General features: G+C 65.1%; 15 protein-coding genes. 8 read left to right on the forward strand and 7 right to left on the reverse strand.

From position 1 onward, the window contains the following. The first annotated feature begins 23 nt into the window (after nucleotides 1-23). The gene (locus tag LH400_RS20105; RefSeq protein ID WP_229155029.1) at nucleotides 24-305 is read left to right on the forward strand and encodes an usg protein; all 282 of its coding nucleotides are present in this window, start codon (nucleotides 24-26) and stop codon (nucleotides 303-305) included. A 27-nt stretch (nucleotides 306-332) separates the two neighbouring features. On the opposite strand, the gene LH400_RS20110 is transcribed toward LH400_RS20105, so the two are convergent. The 3 genes from LH400_RS20110 to ilvA form a co-directional block, all read right to left on the reverse strand. Beyond that, nucleotides 333-1,217: an SH3 domain-containing protein gene (locus LH400_RS20110; protein WP_229155059.1), complete on the reverse strand. Its 885-nt coding sequence runs from the start codon at nucleotides 1,215-1,217 to the stop codon at nucleotides 333-335. Nucleotides 1,218-1,304: 87 nt separating this feature from the next. Then, nucleotides 1,305-1,670 (reverse strand): hypothetical protein, encoded by a 366-nt coding sequence (locus LH400_RS20115; RefSeq protein WP_229155031.1) that lies wholly within the window; start codon nucleotides 1,668-1,670, stop codon nucleotides 1,305-1,307. Nucleotides 1,671-1,877: 207 nt separating this feature from the next. Beyond that, complete coding sequence (gene ilvA, locus LH400_RS20120) at nucleotides 1,878-3,137, reverse strand: threonine ammonia-lyase IlvA (RefSeq protein ID WP_229155032.1); 1,260 nt, start codon at nucleotides 3,135-3,137, stop codon at nucleotides 1,878-1,880. 489 nt (nucleotides 3,138-3,626) lie between these two features. Here ilvA and LH400_RS20125 point away from each other — a divergent pair, with 489 nt between their 5' ends. From LH400_RS20125 to LH400_RS20150, 6 genes are all read left to right on the forward strand, one after another. Next, nucleotides 3,627-4,601 (forward strand): NmrA/HSCARG family protein, encoded by a 975-nt coding sequence (locus tag LH400_RS20125; RefSeq protein WP_229155034.1) that lies wholly within the window; start codon nucleotides 3,627-3,629, stop codon nucleotides 4,599-4,601. A 233-nt stretch (nucleotides 4,602-4,834) separates the two neighbouring features. Continuing rightward, complete coding sequence (locus tag LH400_RS20130) at nucleotides 4,835-6,271, forward strand: UbiA family prenyltransferase (RefSeq protein WP_229155036.1); 1,437 nt, start codon at nucleotides 4,835-4,837, stop codon at nucleotides 6,269-6,271. Beyond that, entirely contained in the window at nucleotides 6,264-7,697 is a 1,434-nt protein-coding gene (locus LH400_RS20135) for an FAD-binding oxidoreductase (RefSeq protein ID WP_229155038.1), read from the forward strand. The genes LH400_RS20130 and LH400_RS20135 overlap by 8 nt, the downstream gene beginning before the upstream one ends. A gap of 97 nt (nucleotides 7,698-7,794) precedes the next feature. Further along, nucleotides 7,795-8,235: an EamA family transporter gene (locus tag LH400_RS20140; RefSeq protein ID WP_229155040.1), complete on the forward strand. Its 441-nt coding sequence runs from the start codon at nucleotides 7,795-7,797 to the stop codon at nucleotides 8,233-8,235. Next, nucleotides 8,232-9,245 carry an NAD-dependent epimerase/dehydratase family protein gene (locus tag LH400_RS20145; RefSeq protein WP_229155042.1) on the forward strand — a complete coding sequence of 338 codons (1,014 nt, stop codon included), beginning with the start codon at nucleotides 8,232-8,234 and terminating at the stop codon, nucleotides 9,243-9,245. The genes LH400_RS20140 and LH400_RS20145 overlap by 4 nt, the downstream gene beginning before the upstream one ends. Nucleotides 9,246-9,256: 11 nt before the next feature. Continuing rightward, the gene (locus tag LH400_RS20150) at nucleotides 9,257-10,711 is read left to right on the forward strand and encodes an aspartate aminotransferase family protein (protein ID WP_229155043.1); all 1,455 of its coding nucleotides are present in this window, start codon (nucleotides 9,257-9,259) and stop codon (nucleotides 10,709-10,711) included. Nucleotides 10,712-10,842: 131 nt separating this feature from the next. Here LH400_RS20150 and LH400_RS20155 read toward each other — a convergent pair whose 3' ends face one another. The 3 genes from LH400_RS20155 to LH400_RS20165 all read right to left on the reverse strand — a co-directional run bounded on the left by LH400_RS20155 (nucleotide 10,843) and on the right by LH400_RS20165 (nucleotide 14,816). After that, nucleotides 10,843-12,435 (reverse strand): hypothetical protein, encoded by a 1,593-nt coding sequence (locus LH400_RS20155; RefSeq protein ID WP_229155045.1) that lies wholly within the window; start codon nucleotides 12,433-12,435, stop codon nucleotides 10,843-10,845. Between the two features lie 280 nt (nucleotides 12,436-12,715). Next, nucleotides 12,716-14,458: a hypothetical protein gene (locus LH400_RS20160; RefSeq protein WP_229155047.1), complete on the reverse strand. Its 1,743-nt coding sequence runs from the start codon at nucleotides 14,456-14,458 to the stop codon at nucleotides 12,716-12,718. A 169-nt stretch (nucleotides 14,459-14,627) separates the two neighbouring features. After that, nucleotides 14,628-14,816 (reverse strand): hypothetical protein, encoded by a 189-nt coding sequence (locus tag LH400_RS20165; protein WP_229155048.1) that lies wholly within the window; start codon nucleotides 14,814-14,816, stop codon nucleotides 14,628-14,630. Between the two features lie 79 nt (nucleotides 14,817-14,895). Here LH400_RS20165 and LH400_RS20170 point away from each other — a divergent pair, with 79 nt between their 5' ends. Beyond that, on the forward strand, nucleotides 14,896-15,645 hold the full coding sequence (locus LH400_RS20170) for a DUF1194 domain-containing protein (RefSeq protein WP_370638443.1): 750 nt from the start codon (nucleotides 14,896-14,898) through the stop codon (nucleotides 15,643-15,645). Nucleotides 15,646-15,712: 67 nt separating this feature from the next. On the opposite strand, the gene LH400_RS20175 is transcribed toward LH400_RS20170, so the two are convergent. Further along, the gene (locus LH400_RS20175; protein WP_229155050.1) at nucleotides 15,713-16,714 is read right to left on the reverse strand and encodes a GlxA family transcriptional regulator; all 1,002 of its coding nucleotides are present in this window, start codon (nucleotides 16,712-16,714) and stop codon (nucleotides 15,713-15,715) included. Nucleotides 16,715-16,939 lie beyond the last annotated feature (225 nt).

Below are 16,939 nucleotides of genomic sequence, written 5' to 3' on the forward strand. Positions count from 1 at the left end.
CGGCGCCGCAAAGAGGTGTGCCGATGACTACGAGACCTGTCGACGCTTCCTTCGTCAAGATGCTGGAAGGCTATAGCCTGACCTCGGCAGAGGTCCTTTACCGGATGCCGGATCATCCGACACTGCTGCAAACCTTCTTCTGGCAGTTCGAGGATCTCGCGCCCGACTATCCGCGCCTGAAGCGGTTTCTCGACCATTGGGAGCGTGAGATCGAAGCGATCATCCACTCGGTGCGGGTCATGCATGCCGGTCTGATCAAGCCGCGCGAGGTGCGCCTTGTGAAGGACGCCGGCCATCTGCACTGATGTCGGCGTCTCGAAGTCTCCGCCTCGTTACATCGCCGTATAGGTCTCGCTGTCCTCCGGCAGGCCGTCGAAATCGTAGGCGGGGGTGAAGGCGGCGTGGGTCGCGCAGGACTTGTCGAGGATCCTGTCCGTTCCCTGCAGAACGACGAGGCCGGAGACCGGCGAGGCTTCGGTCTGGGCGTTCCCCTCCATCGTGTAGACGATGTAGCTGAAGGGGCCGTTCTGGAAGCGGAGCTGCTCCTCGACCCCGGCATAGCGCTGCCGCAGGAAGAAGACGTTGCCGCTTTCCGGATCGCCGCTGAGGGTGAGTTCGTCCTTGTCTTCGCTGCCGTAGTGATAGGTGAGCTGCCGCCCTGTCGCGGTGACGGAGACGATCTTGCCGCCGACCCGGCAGGAGAAGATGGTCAAAGGCACCTCGGACGTCCGGCATGCCGCGAGAACGCCCTCCGCGGCCTTGTCGCCGGCGATGCAGAAGATCCCGCCCCAATGATAGCCGCGGCCGGCATCCGATTGGACCTCGAACCATTTGAAGCCGCCCGACCAGACGCCGGTGTCCTTTAGAATATCGATCCGTTCGCCATTGCGCAGGCTGGTGATCTTGCGGCTGTCCGTGCCAGGCCCTGCGCGGAGGATGCCGCCATAGGAGTAGCCGTGCTCTCCTTCGGCGGAGATCGTCGCCGTCTCGGCAGCCGCTTCACGTTCCATCTCGATCATGGTCTGGACGTCGCCGACGCAATCGGGCGTCAGTCTGTCCCAGGCCGATTGCGGCTCGAAGCAGGCACCGAGGGCCTTCTCGCCGCAGATCGTCTGGACGGCGCTTCGGCAGGTGGGGCTCAATTCCTGCGAGAGTGCCGCCCGCTGGACGCAGAGGCCGGAAGCGGCGACGAGCATCGCCAACAGGATCGGTCGCATAAGCTTCACCTTGTCACGCCTTTGATCGAGAGAGGAGCAAAGGGAGGCCGACCGCCGTGCTCGGTCCGCTGCGGTCGGCCGTCACCGTCATTTCGCAGGCGTGAGAACTTCCTTGCCGGCGCCCTTCGTATCCGCGACGGTCCAGACACCGTCGAGCGTCCCGTCCGGCTTGACGCGATAGACGACGAGCCCGACTTCCTCGGGGTTGAAGGAATAGGCGGCCGCGAAGCGGTCCTCGCTCAGCATGCAGATTCCGTCGGATGTGGTGCTGCCGGTTTCCCAATGGATGCGGCAGGTGGTGTCGGATGTGACCGTGATGGTCGCGGTTCCCTCATATTCGCTGCCGTCGAGGTTCGTTCCGGACACCTGATAACGGCCGCCGACGGTCTGAGCCGCGGCCGGCGAAACAGAGACGAGGGCTGCGGCAAGCGTCAGCCACGCGAAGCGCTTCATGAAGATGGTTCCATCAGGTGGAGATGACGCCCCGGCCAGGCCGGCCGACGCGGCGGAGCGACGGCCCCTGATGCCGGTGCGCTCACTGGCATCCATATCATGGGGCCTTACGCAACGGCAGAGGCCTTTGATGGCCTCCCGCAGTCATTTTTCGCCGAGAGGTTTCCGCCGGCCGCAGGGGCGACCGGCGGAAGGTCCTTGCCTTCGTCAGATCAGGAGATCGGCGACGATCTGGTCGTTGGTGATGTCCTGGAAGCGAATCCCGTCCGCCTCGAACCGCTGAAGCAGGATAGCGAAATTTTCCGGCGCCTTGGTCTCGATGCCGAGGAGGATCGAGCCGAAATCGCGGGCCGACTTCTTCAGATATTCGAAGCGGGCAATATCGTCGTCCGGACCCAGGAGATTCAGGAAATCCTTCAGCGCGCCCGGCCGCTGGGCGAGCCGCAGGATGAAATACTTCTTCAGCCCTTCGTAGCGCAGCGCCCGTTCCTTGACGTCCGGCAGCCGCTCGAAGTCGAAATTGCCCCCGGACACGACGAGCACGACGGTCTTGCCGGCGATTTCGTCCTTCAGGTTGTTCAGCGCATCGATCGCCAGCGCGCCGGCAGGCTCGAGCACGATGCCCTCGATGTTGAGCATCGACAGCATGGTGCCGCAAAGCCGGCCCTCGGGCGCGAGGATCACGTCCTCGGGCCGGAACTGCTTCAGCGTGGCGAAGGGGATCTGGCCGATCTCGGCCACCGCCGCGCCGTCGACGAAGCCGTCGATCTGGGGCATGCGGGTGAGCGTGCCGCGCTCGAGGCTGGTCCTGAGGCTCGGCGCGCCCTGCGGCTCGACGAAGCGCAGGGCCGGGGAGGGCGTGTCCTCGCCGGCGAAGAACCGGGTCATGCCGGAGGCAAGTCCGCCGCCGCCGACGGGCATCACCACCATGTCGATCGTCTCGCCGGACAGCTGAGCACGGATCTCGCGGGCAACGCTTGCCTGACCCTCGACGATGTCCTCGTGGTCGAAGGGGGGAACCAGATCGGCCCCCGCCTCGCGCGAATAGGCCTTGGCCGCGGTGTAGCAGTCGTCGAAGAAGTCGCCGACGAGTTCGACCTCGATCGCATCGCCGCCGAACATCCTCGTCTTCTCGATCTTCTGCTGCGGCGTCGTCACCGGCATGAAGACGCGGCCTTTCAGGCCGAAGTGCCGGCAGGCAAAGGCGAAGCCTTGGGCATGATTGCCGGCGGAGGCGCAGCAGAACCGGCCGGTCGCGGCGCCCTCGGCGATACGCTTGCGCATGAAGTTGAAGGCGCCGCGGATCTTGTAGGACCGGACCGGGGTCAGATCCTCACGCTTCAGATAGATGCGCGCGCCGAAACGGCCCGACAGATGTTCGTTGAGCTGCAAGGGGGTGGCGGGAAACAGCTGGCGAAGGGCCTCTTCCGCCGCCGCGACCCGGGCAAGAAATTCAGTTCCGAACATGGATGATTCGTCTTTTTCAAATGGGGAAGTGCCGCAGGGATGGCGGCCGAACTTCCTTCGTCTCGGCTCGGCCACGATCGTGGCATGGAAAGGCGCCTGCTCCTCGCGAGGGCAGGTCGCGGCCGGACGCGCTCTGGCCGAAGGCTGAGATCAGCTTCGCTGCGAGAGGGCGCCGGCGCCGATAATGAGGCCGGTCCGGATAATCAGGGGTGTGGCTCTGCCGATCGATGTCATCTTGATCATCTGACGCCCCCTTTCGCCGGCTGGTGAATTGGAATGGGCGCAGCCATCGGCCATTGCGGGGATTTTGTAAAGAGGGATGGGCGACAAAGCGGAAGCCGCGGCCGCAATGGCAAGGCACCGGCGGGCCTGCCGCGAAACATTCGCGACACCCCCGTGCAATGCCGACGCTGCGATGCCGCCATCGGGGGGAAAAGAGACCGGCCTAGAAAGCGCATCAGTTTCCACGCAGGAAGGGATGCCATTGTCATGACAATGAAGAAGACCATCGCCGTCGTCGGCGCGACCGGTGCTCAGGGTGGCGGCCTCGTCCGGGCGATCCTTGCGGACCGGTCCGGCGAATTCGCCGCGCGTGCGATCACCCGGGACAGGAACTCCGAGGGTGCCAGGCGCCTCGCCGATCTCGGCGCCGAAGTGGTCGAGGCCGACCTCGACAGGCCCACATCGCTGGCGCGGGCATTCCGCGGCGCCTATGGCGCCTACTGCGTCACCTTCTACTGGGATCACCAGTCCCCGGACATCGAGCTCGGCCACGCGCGTGCGCAGGCCGCCGCTGCCCGTGAGGAAGGCGTGCGCCACGTGATCTGGTCGACGCTGGAAGATACCAGGCGCTGCATTTCGCTCGACGATCCGCGGATGCCGACCCTGATGGGGCGCTGGAAGGTGCCGCATCTCGACGCCAAGGGAGAAGCGCATCGCTACTTCTATCTGGCGGCGCCGACCACCTTCCTGCGCACGTCCTTCTACTGGGAGAACTTCATCCATTTCGGCATGGGCCCGAAGCCGGATGCGTCCGGCCAGCTCGTGCTGACCCTGCCGATGGGCGCCAAGCGGCTGCCTGGCATCGCGGCGGAGGACATCGGGCGCTGCGCCTACGGCATCTTCCGCGTCGGACCGGCACTCATCGGCCGGGTGATCGGGATCTCCGGGGAACATCCGACGGGCGCTGAGATGGCGAGGGTCCTGACGGACGTGCTCGGCCGGCCGGTCCGCTACAACGCCGTCGAGCCGGAGACCTATCGCGGCCTCGGCTTTCCGGGCGCCGAAGAACTCGGAAACATGTTCCAGTTCAAGCACGACTTCAACGAGCACTACTGCCGGTCGCGGGACCTTGCTTTCACGCGCCGGCTCAACCCGGCACTCTCGAACTTCCGCAGCTGGGCCGAAGACAACCGCGCCGCCCTCGGCAACCATACCGCCCCAACGGTCGCCGCGGCCGCGTAACGGCTGAATTTCTTCGGACTAGCCGCCCCGACGGTATCCGCCGGGGCGCCTTTTTGCACGTCGGAGGCAATGCCTGAGATTGGATCGGCTTTTTTAGCAGTTCATTCACTCTCACTTGCGATTGCGCGGGCGCCGACGGGTTTACTGAGCGATATTCACGCCGTTTCAACTCGCTCGCGCCAAAACGGTCTCCGACTTAGTCGGCCCAGAGGGGCGCGAGAGGAGGCCTGTCCGTGGACGCGCGAGTTCCGCAAATCGATCGCCCGATCTTTGTCGACCTGGACGGCACGCTGATCCGCAGCGACCTTCTCTGGGAATCACTGTTTCTGGCCACCCGCCAGTCGCCCCAACTGATGTGGCGCCTGCCGCTGTGGGCGTCGGAGGGCAAGGCGCGGCTGAAGGCCGAGCTCGGCCGGCTCATCGAGTTCGATCCCGCGCTTCTGCCCTATCGACAGGAAGTCGTCGAGGCCCTGAGGGCCGCGCGTAGCGAAGGCCGCACGATCATCCTTGCCACCGGCGCGAACGAGCGCCTCGCCCATGCCGTTGCGGGACATCTCGGCCTGTTCGACGAGGTGATGGCGTCCTGCGACGCGGTGAACCTTACGGCGGAACGCAAGCTCGAGCGCATCACCGCGCGCTGCGGCGAGGACGGCTTCGACTATTGGGGCAATTCGCGCGAAGACATCTGCCTTCTGGACCGGGCGGCGGAGGCGACGGTCGTCGCGCCCGACCGCGCCGCGTCCTCCTGGCAGAAGCGGACCGGTTCGTCGCGGATCGAAGCGGGCGGAAGTCCCGTCAAGGCGGCGCTGAAGGCCATGCGGCCGCATCAATGGGCGAAGAACGTCCTCGTCTTCGTGCCGATGACGCTCAGCCACGAGTTCCTCAACCTCGGCATGCTGGTCGGCGCGATGCTCGCCTTCGTCAGCTTCTCCTTCGCCGCCTCGGCGGTCTACATCGCCAACGACCTCCTCGACCTCACGGCCGATCGCAAGCACAAGACCAAGCACAAGCGGCCCTTCGCTAGCGGGGAGTTGCAGATATCGAGAGGACTGGCTCTCGCCGCCGGGCTTCTGGTGACCTCCTTCGCGATCGGGATGTTCCTGCCGGGATACTATCTGGCGGCCCTTGCGGCCTATCTCGTGGCCACGACCGCATATTCCCTTTTCGTCAAGCGGATGCTCCTGATCGACGTCCTGACGCTTGCCGGCCTCTACACGATGCGGATCATCGCCGGGGCGGAAGCCTCGCAAACGACCGTCTCGTTCTGGCTCATCGCCTTCTCGCTGTTCTTCTTCCTGTCGCTGGCGCTGGTGAAGCGCTACACCGAACTGCAGGATTTCGGCGTCGGCGCGGAGCGCTCGAAGACCGGGCGCGGCTATGTCGACGCCGATCTGGAGACGCTCGCACAGGCCGGGATGACTTCCGGTTTTGCCTCGGTGATGGTCCTGGCGCTCTACATCAACAGCCCCGAAGTCATCAGGCACTACGAACTGCCGGTGCTGGTCTGGCCGATCTGTCCGATCCTGCTCTACATCATCGTGCGGATCTGGGTCCTCGCCCGCCGCAACCAGATGCATGACGATCCCGTGGTCTTCATGCTCCGCGATTGGCGCAGCCAGATGATGATCGGCATCGGCGGCGTCATGTTCCTCCTGGCCGCCTATGCCTGACCGGACCCCCGATTATCAGAGCTGGGGCCGGCTCAAGCCGGCCGTCAGGCGGGCCGTCGGCTCGGAACGCTTCGTCTGGCCGCGCGGCGAGCGGTCGGAAGAAGAGGGGGCGTATCTGCCCTTCGGCAATGGCCGCTCTTATGGCGACAGCTGTCACAACGATGAAGGAACGCTCATCGTTTCTGGCCGGGACCGCCCTTCCGCCATTCATGCCTTCGATCCGGAAACCGGGCTCCTGACGGCGGATGCCGGCGTGCTCCTCAGCGAGATCACCCGGCATGTCGCCTCGGCCGGCTGGTTCCTTCCGGTGACGCCCGGCACGCAGTTCGTCACCCTCGGCGGGGCGATCGCCAACGACGTTCACGGCAAGAACCACCATCGCCGCGGCACGTTCGGGCGCTGGGTCGAGTCTCTGAGACTCGACCGGTCCGACCGCGGAAGCCTGGCCTGCAGCCGCACCGAGAATGCCGATCTCTTCTCCGCAACGATCGCCGGCATGGGCCTCACCGGCCTGATCCGCCAGGCGACCATCCGGCTCCTGAAGGTGCCGTCGCTATCGATCCTCCAGACGACGACGCGCTTCGACCGGCTTTCCGACTATTTCGATCTCGCCGAAGCGGCCGACGCCCGCCACGAATACGCCGTCGCGTGGATCGATTCCTTGAGCAGCGGCGTCTCGCTTGGGCGCGGCCATTTGATCGCCGGCGACCATGCCCGCAACGGCGACCTCTCGGGCGTTGCTGCAGGTCCGCTCGCCTCGGTCCCGCTGACGCCGCCGGTGAGCCCGCTGGCCGGGCCGTTCCTCAAGGCGTTCAACGAAGCCTATTATCGAAAGGCCCGGGCCGGGACACGCGAGGCCACCGTCCGCTTCGACAGCTTCTTCTATCCCCTCGACCGGATCGGCGACTGGAACCGGCTCTACGGCCCCCGCGGCCTGCATCAGCACCAGAGCGTCATTCCGGCGGGGGACGGCGAGGCGGTCGTGCGCGAGCTGATCCTCTGCGCCAAGGCCCATAAACACGGCTCCTTCCTGACCGTCCTGAAGCGCTTCGGCGACCTTCGCAGCCCCGGCCTCCTCAGCTTTCCGCGCCCCGGCTACACGCTGACTCTCGACTTTCCCCATCGCGGGGAGAAGACGCTGCGGCTCCTGCGCGAACTCGACCGGATCACCGTCGAAGCGGGTGGCGCGGTCAATCCCTACAAGGACGCGCGGATGTCGCCTGAGACCTTCGCGGCGGGCTTCCCGCAGTGGCGCCGGCTCGACGCGCTTCGCGATCCGGCGATCTCTTCGGACTTCTGGCGCCGCACGGCCGGTCGGTTCCTGGCGCGGGGCGCGGTCGACGTACCGACCAATATCGAAAATTCGAGCGGGTCCGTGGCGAGTTTGTTTACCTTGGGTGAGAGTTCGGCTCGTCAGCCGGCCTGAACAACGGCCGTCTTAACTCATTCTCACCGCGTCATCTGCTAATCAACCGAGGATCGGCGGCGGTTCAGGCCGGCTGCTGCAAAGCAAGGACGAGGCGATGGTCAAGTACATCCCGTTCATACTCTTTACCGTCTTCACCAATGCCGCGGCCCAGCTGATGCTGAAATACGGCATGATGCAGCTCGGCCCGCTCAGCTTCGCCGGGGTCAATCCGATCCTGAAGATTCTCTCGATCGTGTTCAGCCCATGGGTGTTTCTGGGCCTGTGCACCTTCGTGATCTCGATGGCCTCGCACCTCTACGTCCTGTCCAAGGTCGAGCTGTCCTTCGCCTACCCGTTCCTGTCGCTTGCTTATGTCGCGGTCGCCGTGCTCGCCTGGTACCTCTTCCGCGAGGACCTGAACGGCATGCGCATCGCCGGCATCGGTCTGATTTGTCTCGGCACGGTCTTCATCGCGCAGGGCGGTTCCAGGATCCACGACGACACGGCCGTCGCCGAACTCACTCCCGCCAAGACTGCCAACGAGGTTTCCCGATGAAGCACATCCTGTTCGGTGGCGACGGTTTCGTCGGCCGCCATCTCGCTCAGAAGCTCGTTCAGGACGGAGAACGCGTCCTCGTCGCGGACATCGTCAAGAGCGACCTCGCGCACTACACGGCCTGCGACTTCCTCCACACCGACGTGACCGATCCGGCCGCCGTCGGGCGCGTTCCGATCGCGCCGGAGGACATGGTCTACAATTTGTCGGCCAAGATGCTGTCGCCGATCATGCCGCGGGCGAAGCGCCACGACTTCTTCTATCCGGTCAACTATTTCGGCACCAAGCACATCGTCGAGGCGATGGAGAAGGCCGGTGCGCCGAACCTCGTCCACTTCACCACCGACATGATCTACGGCCATACCAAGACGACGCCGATGACCGAGGACCATCCGGTCGCTCCGCTCGGCGAATACGGCCAGTCTAAGCTCGACACCGAGGTGCTGGCGGCCGAATGGCGCAAGAAGGGCATGAACATCTCGCTGTTCCGTCCGCGCCTGATCATCGGCCCGGGTCGTCTCGGCATCCTGGAAAAGCTGTTCAAGCTGATCGACAGCAACCTCCCGGTCCCGATGATCGGGTCCGGCAAGAACCCCTATCAGTTCATCTCGGTGTTCGACTGCGCCGAGGCCGCGCGGCTCGCCTGGAAGGCGGGCGTGCCGAACGAGGCCTACAATCTCGGCTCGCTCAATCCGCCGCCGGTCAGGAAGCTCCTCGGCGACCTGATCCGTCATGCCGGGTCGAAGTCGATCCTCGTCCCGACGCCGGGCTGGGCGGTCAAACGCACGCTCGACTTCCTCGACCTTCTCAACATGCCGCTGATGGATCCCGAGCAGTATCTCATCGCCGACGAGGAATGCGTGCTCGACGTGGGGAAAGGCAAGCGCGACCTCGGCTGGGTGCCGCAGTATCGCGACGAGGACATGCTGATCGCCGCCTATTCCGAATACCGGGCCAAGCGCTTCGGCGACGCCCATGCGCCCGCTGGCTTCGCCCAGCCGGCCGAATGAGGACATAAGCCATGCTCGACCGTCCCACTGTCGCCGCGCCGACGCTCGACCAGCCGTTCCGCCACGGACCGGCCAAGCCGAACCTTCTCTCCGTCGAGGACGCCAAGGCCCTCGACGTCCAGACCATGGCCGATCTGTTCAAGGATCACATCAATCCCGGCCAGTTCCACTTCATGAAACTGCTCGGCTTCCACAAGGTGAAGATCGAGCGGGCCGAGGGGATGTACTATACCGACCAGAACGGGCGGAAGATCCTCGACTTCTTCGGCGGCTTCGGCTCGCTGGCGCACGGCCACAACCATCCGCGGATCCTGGCGGCGCGCGAGCGCTTCCAGGATGAGAAGCGCCACGAGATTGCTATCGCCTTCCTGTCGCAATACGCCTCGGCGCTGGCGAAGAACCTCGCCGCCTGCTCGCCCGGCGAACTCGACATGGTGTTCCTCGGCTCGACCGGCTCGGAGGCCATGGAAGCGGCGATCAAGGTCGCCGAGCGCGCCTCCGGCCGCAAGAACTGCAAGATCGTCCATGCCGAGAATTCCTTCCACGGCAAGTCGAAAGGCGTCCTTTCGCTGACGGACTCGCCGCTCTACCAGGGCGAGTTCCAGTTGGTGGGGAACCGGGTCAAGGTGCCGTTCGGCGATCTGCCGGCGCTGAAGCGCGCGATCGAGAACGACAGCGACATCGGCGTCGTCGTGCTCGAGACCGTCCAGGGCGGTGGTGGCATCGTCGGCGCGCCGACGGAGTACTGGCAGGGCGTGCGCGCGCTCTGCGACAAGCACAACGTCCTTTGGGTCGCCGACGAGGTCCAGTGCGGCTACGGGCGCACCGGCAAGTTCTACGCCTTCGAGCATCACGGCGTGGTGCCGGACGTGACGGCGCTCGCCAAGTCGCTCGGCGCCGGCAAGGCCGCGGTCGGCGCGATGATCGCCAAGCGCGACGTCTACATGAAGGCGTACGGCACGCCGAAGACCGCGATGATCCACGCCCAGGCGACCTTCGGCGGCATCGGCGAAGCCTGCGTGACGGCGATCGAAGGGCTGAACGTCCTCTACGACGAGGATCTGATCGGCAATTCCGCCGAGACCGGCGCCTACCTCCTCGACCGGCTGAAGGCGATCCAGGCGAAATATCCTCAGATCATCAAGGACGTGCGCGGCCAGGGCCTGATGGTCGGCCTGGAGTTCCACGACTTCTCCCGCACGCTGCCGCTGGCGCTCCGCCCGATGGTGGCGATCCTCGACGACAAGCTGAAGGGCTCGCTGTCCGGCTTCATCGGTGCGCTGCTCCTCAGGGACTACGACGTCCTCGTCGCCTTCACCGAGTACAATCGCAACGTCATCCGGCTGGAGCCGCCGCTGATCTGCGAGGAGGAGCATGTCGACCAGTTCTGCGACGCGCTCGACGGCCTCCTGTCACGCGGCATCGTGTCGATCGCGAAGGACTTCGTGAAGTCGCAGATGGGCTGAGCCGGCGACAGTTTCCTTGGATCATACGGAAAGAGGCCGGGCGGGGTGCGCTCGGCCTCTTTGTCTTGTTCATCTCCCGGCGTACCGACAAAGGGGCTGCGGCGTCCGTCCTCCGCCAGCCGAAAGCCGGATCAGAGCGGGACGCCGTTGCCTTTGTCGGTCGGGAAGCGGTCGGTCGCCGGCGCGTCCGGGCCCTTCACGGTGGCGCCGTTGACTGTCACGGAGCCGTCGGAGGCAACCGCGATCAGCCATTGCGACTTGCCGTCGGCGAGCGACTTGGCGAACCCCTTGCCGAGCTGCAGCATGGCGAGGGCCTGGAGCGCGCGCGGGTCGTTCTGACCGGCCGCCTGCAGCCGGTTGATCACGGTCTCGACGCCGGAGGCCTTGATGTCCAGTGTCGCCACCGGCTTGTTGAATTCGAACCGGAGGTCGCCGGAGAGGGTGACCTCGTAGTCCTTGGCCTTCACGCGCGAAGGCGGGATCGAAAAGCGCGGCATCTTCTCCTTGAAGATCGCGGCAATCCGCTCGCCCGCCGCATCCGAAATCGGCGGATCGCGGGCGATGTCGAAGTCGTCGATCGCGATGCGGGCAGGGGTGTCGAGGTCGACGCCGTCGGCGCCGATCGCCAGGGTGAAGTCGTTCGGGAGCAGCTCTCCTGCCCAGTCCGGAATTGCCGGCGAGGCGAAAGTCATGCCGGTGAAATCGTAGACGTAGCGGTAGCTGCCGTTGGTTTCGACGCCGTCGCCGGAAAAGCTGAACCCGGCCCTGTCGGCAGTCATCCGGCCGACCTGCGTCGAGATACTCACATCGTTGAAGGCGTAGGCGCTCTCGATCTGGTCCCAGAGCGGTAGGAGACCGCGTAAACGGGTTTTCAACTCGTCCTGTGCGGCGATTATCTTCTCATCGCTCGCATTGGCGAGGATGAAGGCATAGAGATCGAGGATCGGCTTGCTCTTCAGCCCGGCGCCATTGCCCGTCAGGATGATGCTCTCGGCCTTCAGGTCGACCGGGAACCGCTGGTCGGGATGGGCCGGGTCGGTAGCGCTGTTGATCGTCTCCGAAAGCTTCGAGCCGGTCTGCGAATAGGTGAAGTCGATCCCTCCGCCCGCGGCCGGAACCGCGTTCAACTCCATGCTCTGCGGCCCCAGCTTCGCGTCGACTTCGCTCTGCGGCGTGGTCTGCGTCATGGTGGTGCGGTCGAACGTGCCCGCGGCCGACAGGAAGCTTCCGACCTCCGGGGAGAAGATCCCGGAGTAGCTCATATTGTCGACCTGGTAGGTCATCGTCATCGACTGGTCCGCGGCCTTCATGTCGAAGGACGCCGCGATCGGTCCGAGTCCGCGAACGAACCACGTCCCATCATCCCGTCGGCTGACGACAAGCGAATAATCGCCGAGCCTGATGTGTCCGGATGAAGCTTCGCCCAGCTGACTGAAATCGGTGTCGACCGAAAGCGTGATCCGGTAGCCCTCGGGGTCCGGCGTCACCCGCAGGATGCCCTGGTCGAAGGCGGCGCGGGTGAAATAGGCGGCCAGATCGGCTTCGAGGGATTTCGCGCCTGCCTCCGTGCCGGCGGCGGAAGCCTCCGGTGCGGCAGGCACCGAGGCTGCGCCTTCGCTCCGCGTTCCCGCGTCGGCGGGAGCAAGGGGAGGTGTCTGTGTCTGGGCAAGCGCCGGCAGCGCCGACATCATCGCCGCCGATACGAGAAGAGTTCGCAGTTGCACGTCGTCGTCTCCAAAGCTGTGCATCCTCGAAAGTTCGAGGCGCCCCGGCCGGAACATGAACTGCAGACCGGGGCCGCGCAACTGCAATGGAGCTTTACCCGGCTGACGGGCCGCTCGCCGCGTCGCATGTCACAGGAGATTGACGGGAGCGGCAGGGCAGGCCGGCGGCCGAAAGCCCCGACACAGTGCCGTCACTTGAGGTGAGGCGTTGCGCGCAAGGGCGCCTGCCGCTTCGAAAGGACTCGCCCGAAGGAGGGTGGCCTGATCTCTCGGTCCGCCTTCAGCGCAGGAGCGCAGTCGAGGGCGCCAGTTCCTCGCGCACGAACCCGTCCCAGCAGGGCGACAGATGCACCCGGACATGGCCGGTGAGGCCGGGCTCGTAGAGCTTCAGAAGCGCGAGATTGGCCGAGGTGATCGGGCAGAGCGGATAGAGGACGAGGTCGGTCGCCGCGACCGAGGCGAGAACTGCCGCGTCCGGATCGGGCACGGCGCGCGAGGGGTCGGCACCGATCGCGATCTTCAGCGGGGCTTCGCGGTCGAGAAGCCAGGGGAAGGGATTGACGAAGTTGAGGTTCATGATCGTGCGGAAGCGCACGCCGTGCTTCGCCTCATAGGCGCGGATCGCATCGACGCCGCGGTCCGTCGCCTTCAGCCAGTTGATCTGGAAATCTGGCTCCGTAAAGAGGGTGAAGCCCGGCAATTCGCCATTGTCAGCGATGAACTGGAAGGTCTGAGGGTAGGTCTCGTAAGCCTCCATCATCACGTCGGCGTGCTTCATGATCTCGGTACGCTGGTTGACGAGGCCGAGCGTGCCGAGGTTCTTTGACTGGAGGTCGACATATTTGATCTGGCCGATGAAGGTTCGCGCCGTCCTCTCGATGATGTCGACGAAGGTCGGAAGCGAGCTTGCCGCGACGAGCGTCAGCACGAGCGCCATACGCCCGATCCGCCAGTCCCCGCAGCGCAGGAGAATACGCACGAGCACCGGCCAGACGAAGATGAAACCGTGGCCGCCGGTGTTCTGCGTCTCGACGAATAGGCCGGCGAAGGTGGCAAGGCCGAGCCAGAAGGCGTCCTGATCGACGAAGGCGGCAAGCGTTCGGAAGCTTGGTGCGCGCAAGACGGCGAGTCCGGTCTCGACGATCCTGCGCCTGTCGATCACGGCAAGCACCGCCGTCAGGAGCGCGAGCGAACCGAAAAGCTTGAAGTGCATCGACGCAGCCTGGAGGAAGCGCGGCAGGATCGAGCCCTCGTTCCCGGAAAGGAGCTGCCAGATATTGCCGATATAGGCGCTGACGATCCCGAGCGAGACTTCCAGCCCGCCGAGGAGAAGGAGGAAGGCCGCTGCGGCAATGAGCGCCGAGCGCAGCGTGATCCGGCCGGCGGCAAGCGCGAAGAGGCACAGCATGCCGGCGGCGACGAAGCCGGTGATCTTCACCAGGAACAGCGCGGCGACCGTGCCGGCGACGACCGTGGCCATCACCTTGCGGCTCTCGCTGAAGATCAGCGCCGAAGCGAGCACGAAGAGGATTTCGCAGATCTGGCGGTTGTAGATGCCGAAGCCGTCGACGCCGGGATAGGAATTGAACGTGATCTCGTTGAACGGCAGGATCGAGAAGGTGAGGAACGGAACGAGGAGCGCCAGCGCCACGAAGCGCGAGCGCCGGTCGACATCCCAAAGCACGAGCGCAAACAGCGGCGCGGTGACGAGAAGAAGCGACCATTGCACGAGGAGGAGGGGCTGGCCCTCCGGGAAGACGCGGACGAGGAGGGCGAAGAGCCAGTAGCCGAGCGGCCCCACCGGCGCGAAGAAGTCGACGTTCGGGATCTGGCCGGTGAAGATCCGGTTGGCCGCGTCGAAATAGATGAAGAGGTCCCAATAGTCCCCGCCGATGGCGAGCGTCAGCGGCCGGGTGAGGATTGCGGCGAGGACGACGCAGCTTGCCGCCAGCAGGACCAGAGGTGACAGAAACACAGATTTCTGCGACGCCCGCGCGTCGGCTGCGGTCGAGCTCAAGGTCACGGCGCGGCTCCGGTCCGGCAGGAAAGACGAGCTTATTGTCGTGACCTCGCGTTAAGAAAGACTGAGCATTTCGGCGTTTAGTCTTTCTCAAACCAGTCTTGTGCGCGTGCCTGTCCAGGGTTCGGAAGCGATCGGCCCCGGAGCAGCTTCTGATTGCCACTGGCTGCCGTCATTCCCGTCCGCGCAGTGCAAAGTCGTAGAACAAGGCATGTCCGGCCAAGCATTCCGCCGCCAAGAGTGACAGCTTTGTGAATTGCGCGTTGCGGAGATCGGCGTAGCTTTTTGCAATGCGAAAAAGAACGCGCTCCGCTTTCGCCGTCTTCTTTTGCACAGCCTCGCTCGCCGCGGCCGTCTGCACGGGATCGGCCTTCGCGCAGGGGCGTGGTCTCGGCGATCTCGGCGCCGGTTCCGCTCCCAGGACCTTGGATGGCGAGCGCGTGGATGTCGAGCTCGTGCTCGCCGTCGACGTCTCCTGGTCGATGGACCTGTCGGAGCAGGAAATCCAGCGCGAGGGCTATGCTGCGGCGTTCCGGAGCCGGGAGGTTCAGGAGGCAATTCTGGAAGGGGTGTATGGCCGCGTCGCCGTCGCCTATGTCGAATGGGCGGGCACCCATTCCCAGTCCGTGGTCGTCCCGTTCACGCTGATCGATTCCAAGGAGGCTGCGGAGGCCTTCGCCTACCGTCTCGCGACCGAACTGCCGGACCGCGAGCGCCGGACGTCGATCGCCTCGGCCATCGACGTGGTAGCGCCGATGTTCGACGGCAACGGCTTCGACGGCCTTCGGCGGGTGATCGACATTTCCGGGGACGGGCCGAACAATCAGGGCCGGCCGGTGACCGAGGCCCGGGATGCCGCCATCGCGCGGGGCGTGATCATCAACGGCCTGCCGCTCATGACGTCCGGAGGCTATGGCTCCTGGGGCTCGATCGCCCATCTCGACCGCTATTATTCCGACTGTGTGATCGGCGGTCCCGGGGCGTTCATGATCCCGGTGAACGACTGGTCCCAGTTCCCGGAAGCGGTGCGGCGCAAGCTGATCATGGAACTCGCCGGCTGGCCGCAGGATGCGCCGCCGGACACGCCCGCGATCCTGAAAGCGCAGGCGGCAACGCCGCCGACTGATTGCCTGATCGGCGAACATATGTGGCTCGACCGGCAGCAGCGCTGGATGGACGGCTTCCAGTAGTTCTCTGTCCCAATCGCGTGAAAGCCGCAATCGAGCGCGGATGGTGGGGCCATGCAGGCTGCGGGCGTCAGCCGGCCGACATGGCAGGCCGCATCGCCCGTTCCTGGTGCGGAGAGCGCGAATAGAGTTCGCGATAGCATTTGGAGAAATGCGAGGCGGACACGAAGCCGCAGGCGATAGCGATGTCGACGATCGGCAATTGCGACTGCAGAAGCAGATGACGCGCCCGGTCGAGCCGGATTTCCAGATAGTATCGCGCGGGCGAGCGACCCATCTCCTTTTCGAACAGCCGCTCCACCTGTCGGCGCGACAGGCCGATATGCGCGGCGAGTTCCGAAAGGGAGAGCGGATCCGCCAGATTCGCCTCCATGATCTCGATTGCCCGGAGAACCTTGGTGTGCTGGACGCCGAGCCTTGCCCGCAGCGGCAGGCGCTGGCGATCATGCGCCCCGCGCACCCGGTCGGTCAGCGCCTGTTCGCAGACCCGGTTGACCACTTCCTCGCCCTGGTCCTCCTGAATCAGCGCCAGCATCATGTCGAGCGAGGCGGTCCCGCCGGCGCAGGTGTAGATGTTGTGATCGATCTCGAAGAGATCAGCATAGACGTCCGAGCGGGGAAACGCCTCGGAGAAGCTCGCCAGGTTCTCCCAATGAATTGCGCAGCGGCGGTTGGAAAGGATTCCGGCGCGCGCGAGGATCCAGGCGCCGGTGCACAGTCCGCCGACCGAGATCCCGCGCTGATGCGCCTCGCGCAAATAGGCGAAGGCCGCCTTGTCGGAGAAGTCTTCGACGAAGATGCCGGAACAGGCGAAGACCATGGATGGCCGCTTTTCGCCGGAGAGCGCGCGGCGTTCCTCCTCGACCGAAGTCGAGACGGAAACCGTGACGCCGTTGGAGGCGGTCACGCTGCCTCCGTCGGTCGAGGTCAGCCGCCAGCGATAGACCTCCCGCCCGACGGTCCGGTTGGCGATCCGCAGCGGCTCGATGGCGGTCGCGAAGGCGATCATCGAGAAATTGGGAACGAGGAGGAAGATGATCGTGCGCTTCGGACCCTGCGGGAGCGGATCCATGCGGTCCGCGCGCCGTCCCGTTGCCGATCCGGATCCGTTGACACCATCCATTCTCTTGCCCCGGAAAGGTTTGGCCGATTTGGGCCATCCGGCGACCGTGGCGAACAATTTTGGCGCGCGCAAGTGGGTCCGAGGGCGGCAGAGCGCCATCGGCAACGCATCGCCTGTAATTACCCACCCCCTTGCCAACGGGGCCGATCGCTGAATCCATGTGCGGATGGATCG

Origin of the sequence: Jiella soli (genome assembly GCF_020615385.1) — a bacterium.
Classification (GTDB): domain Bacteria; phylum Pseudomonadota; class Alphaproteobacteria; order Rhizobiales; family Rhizobiaceae; genus VKMB-3413.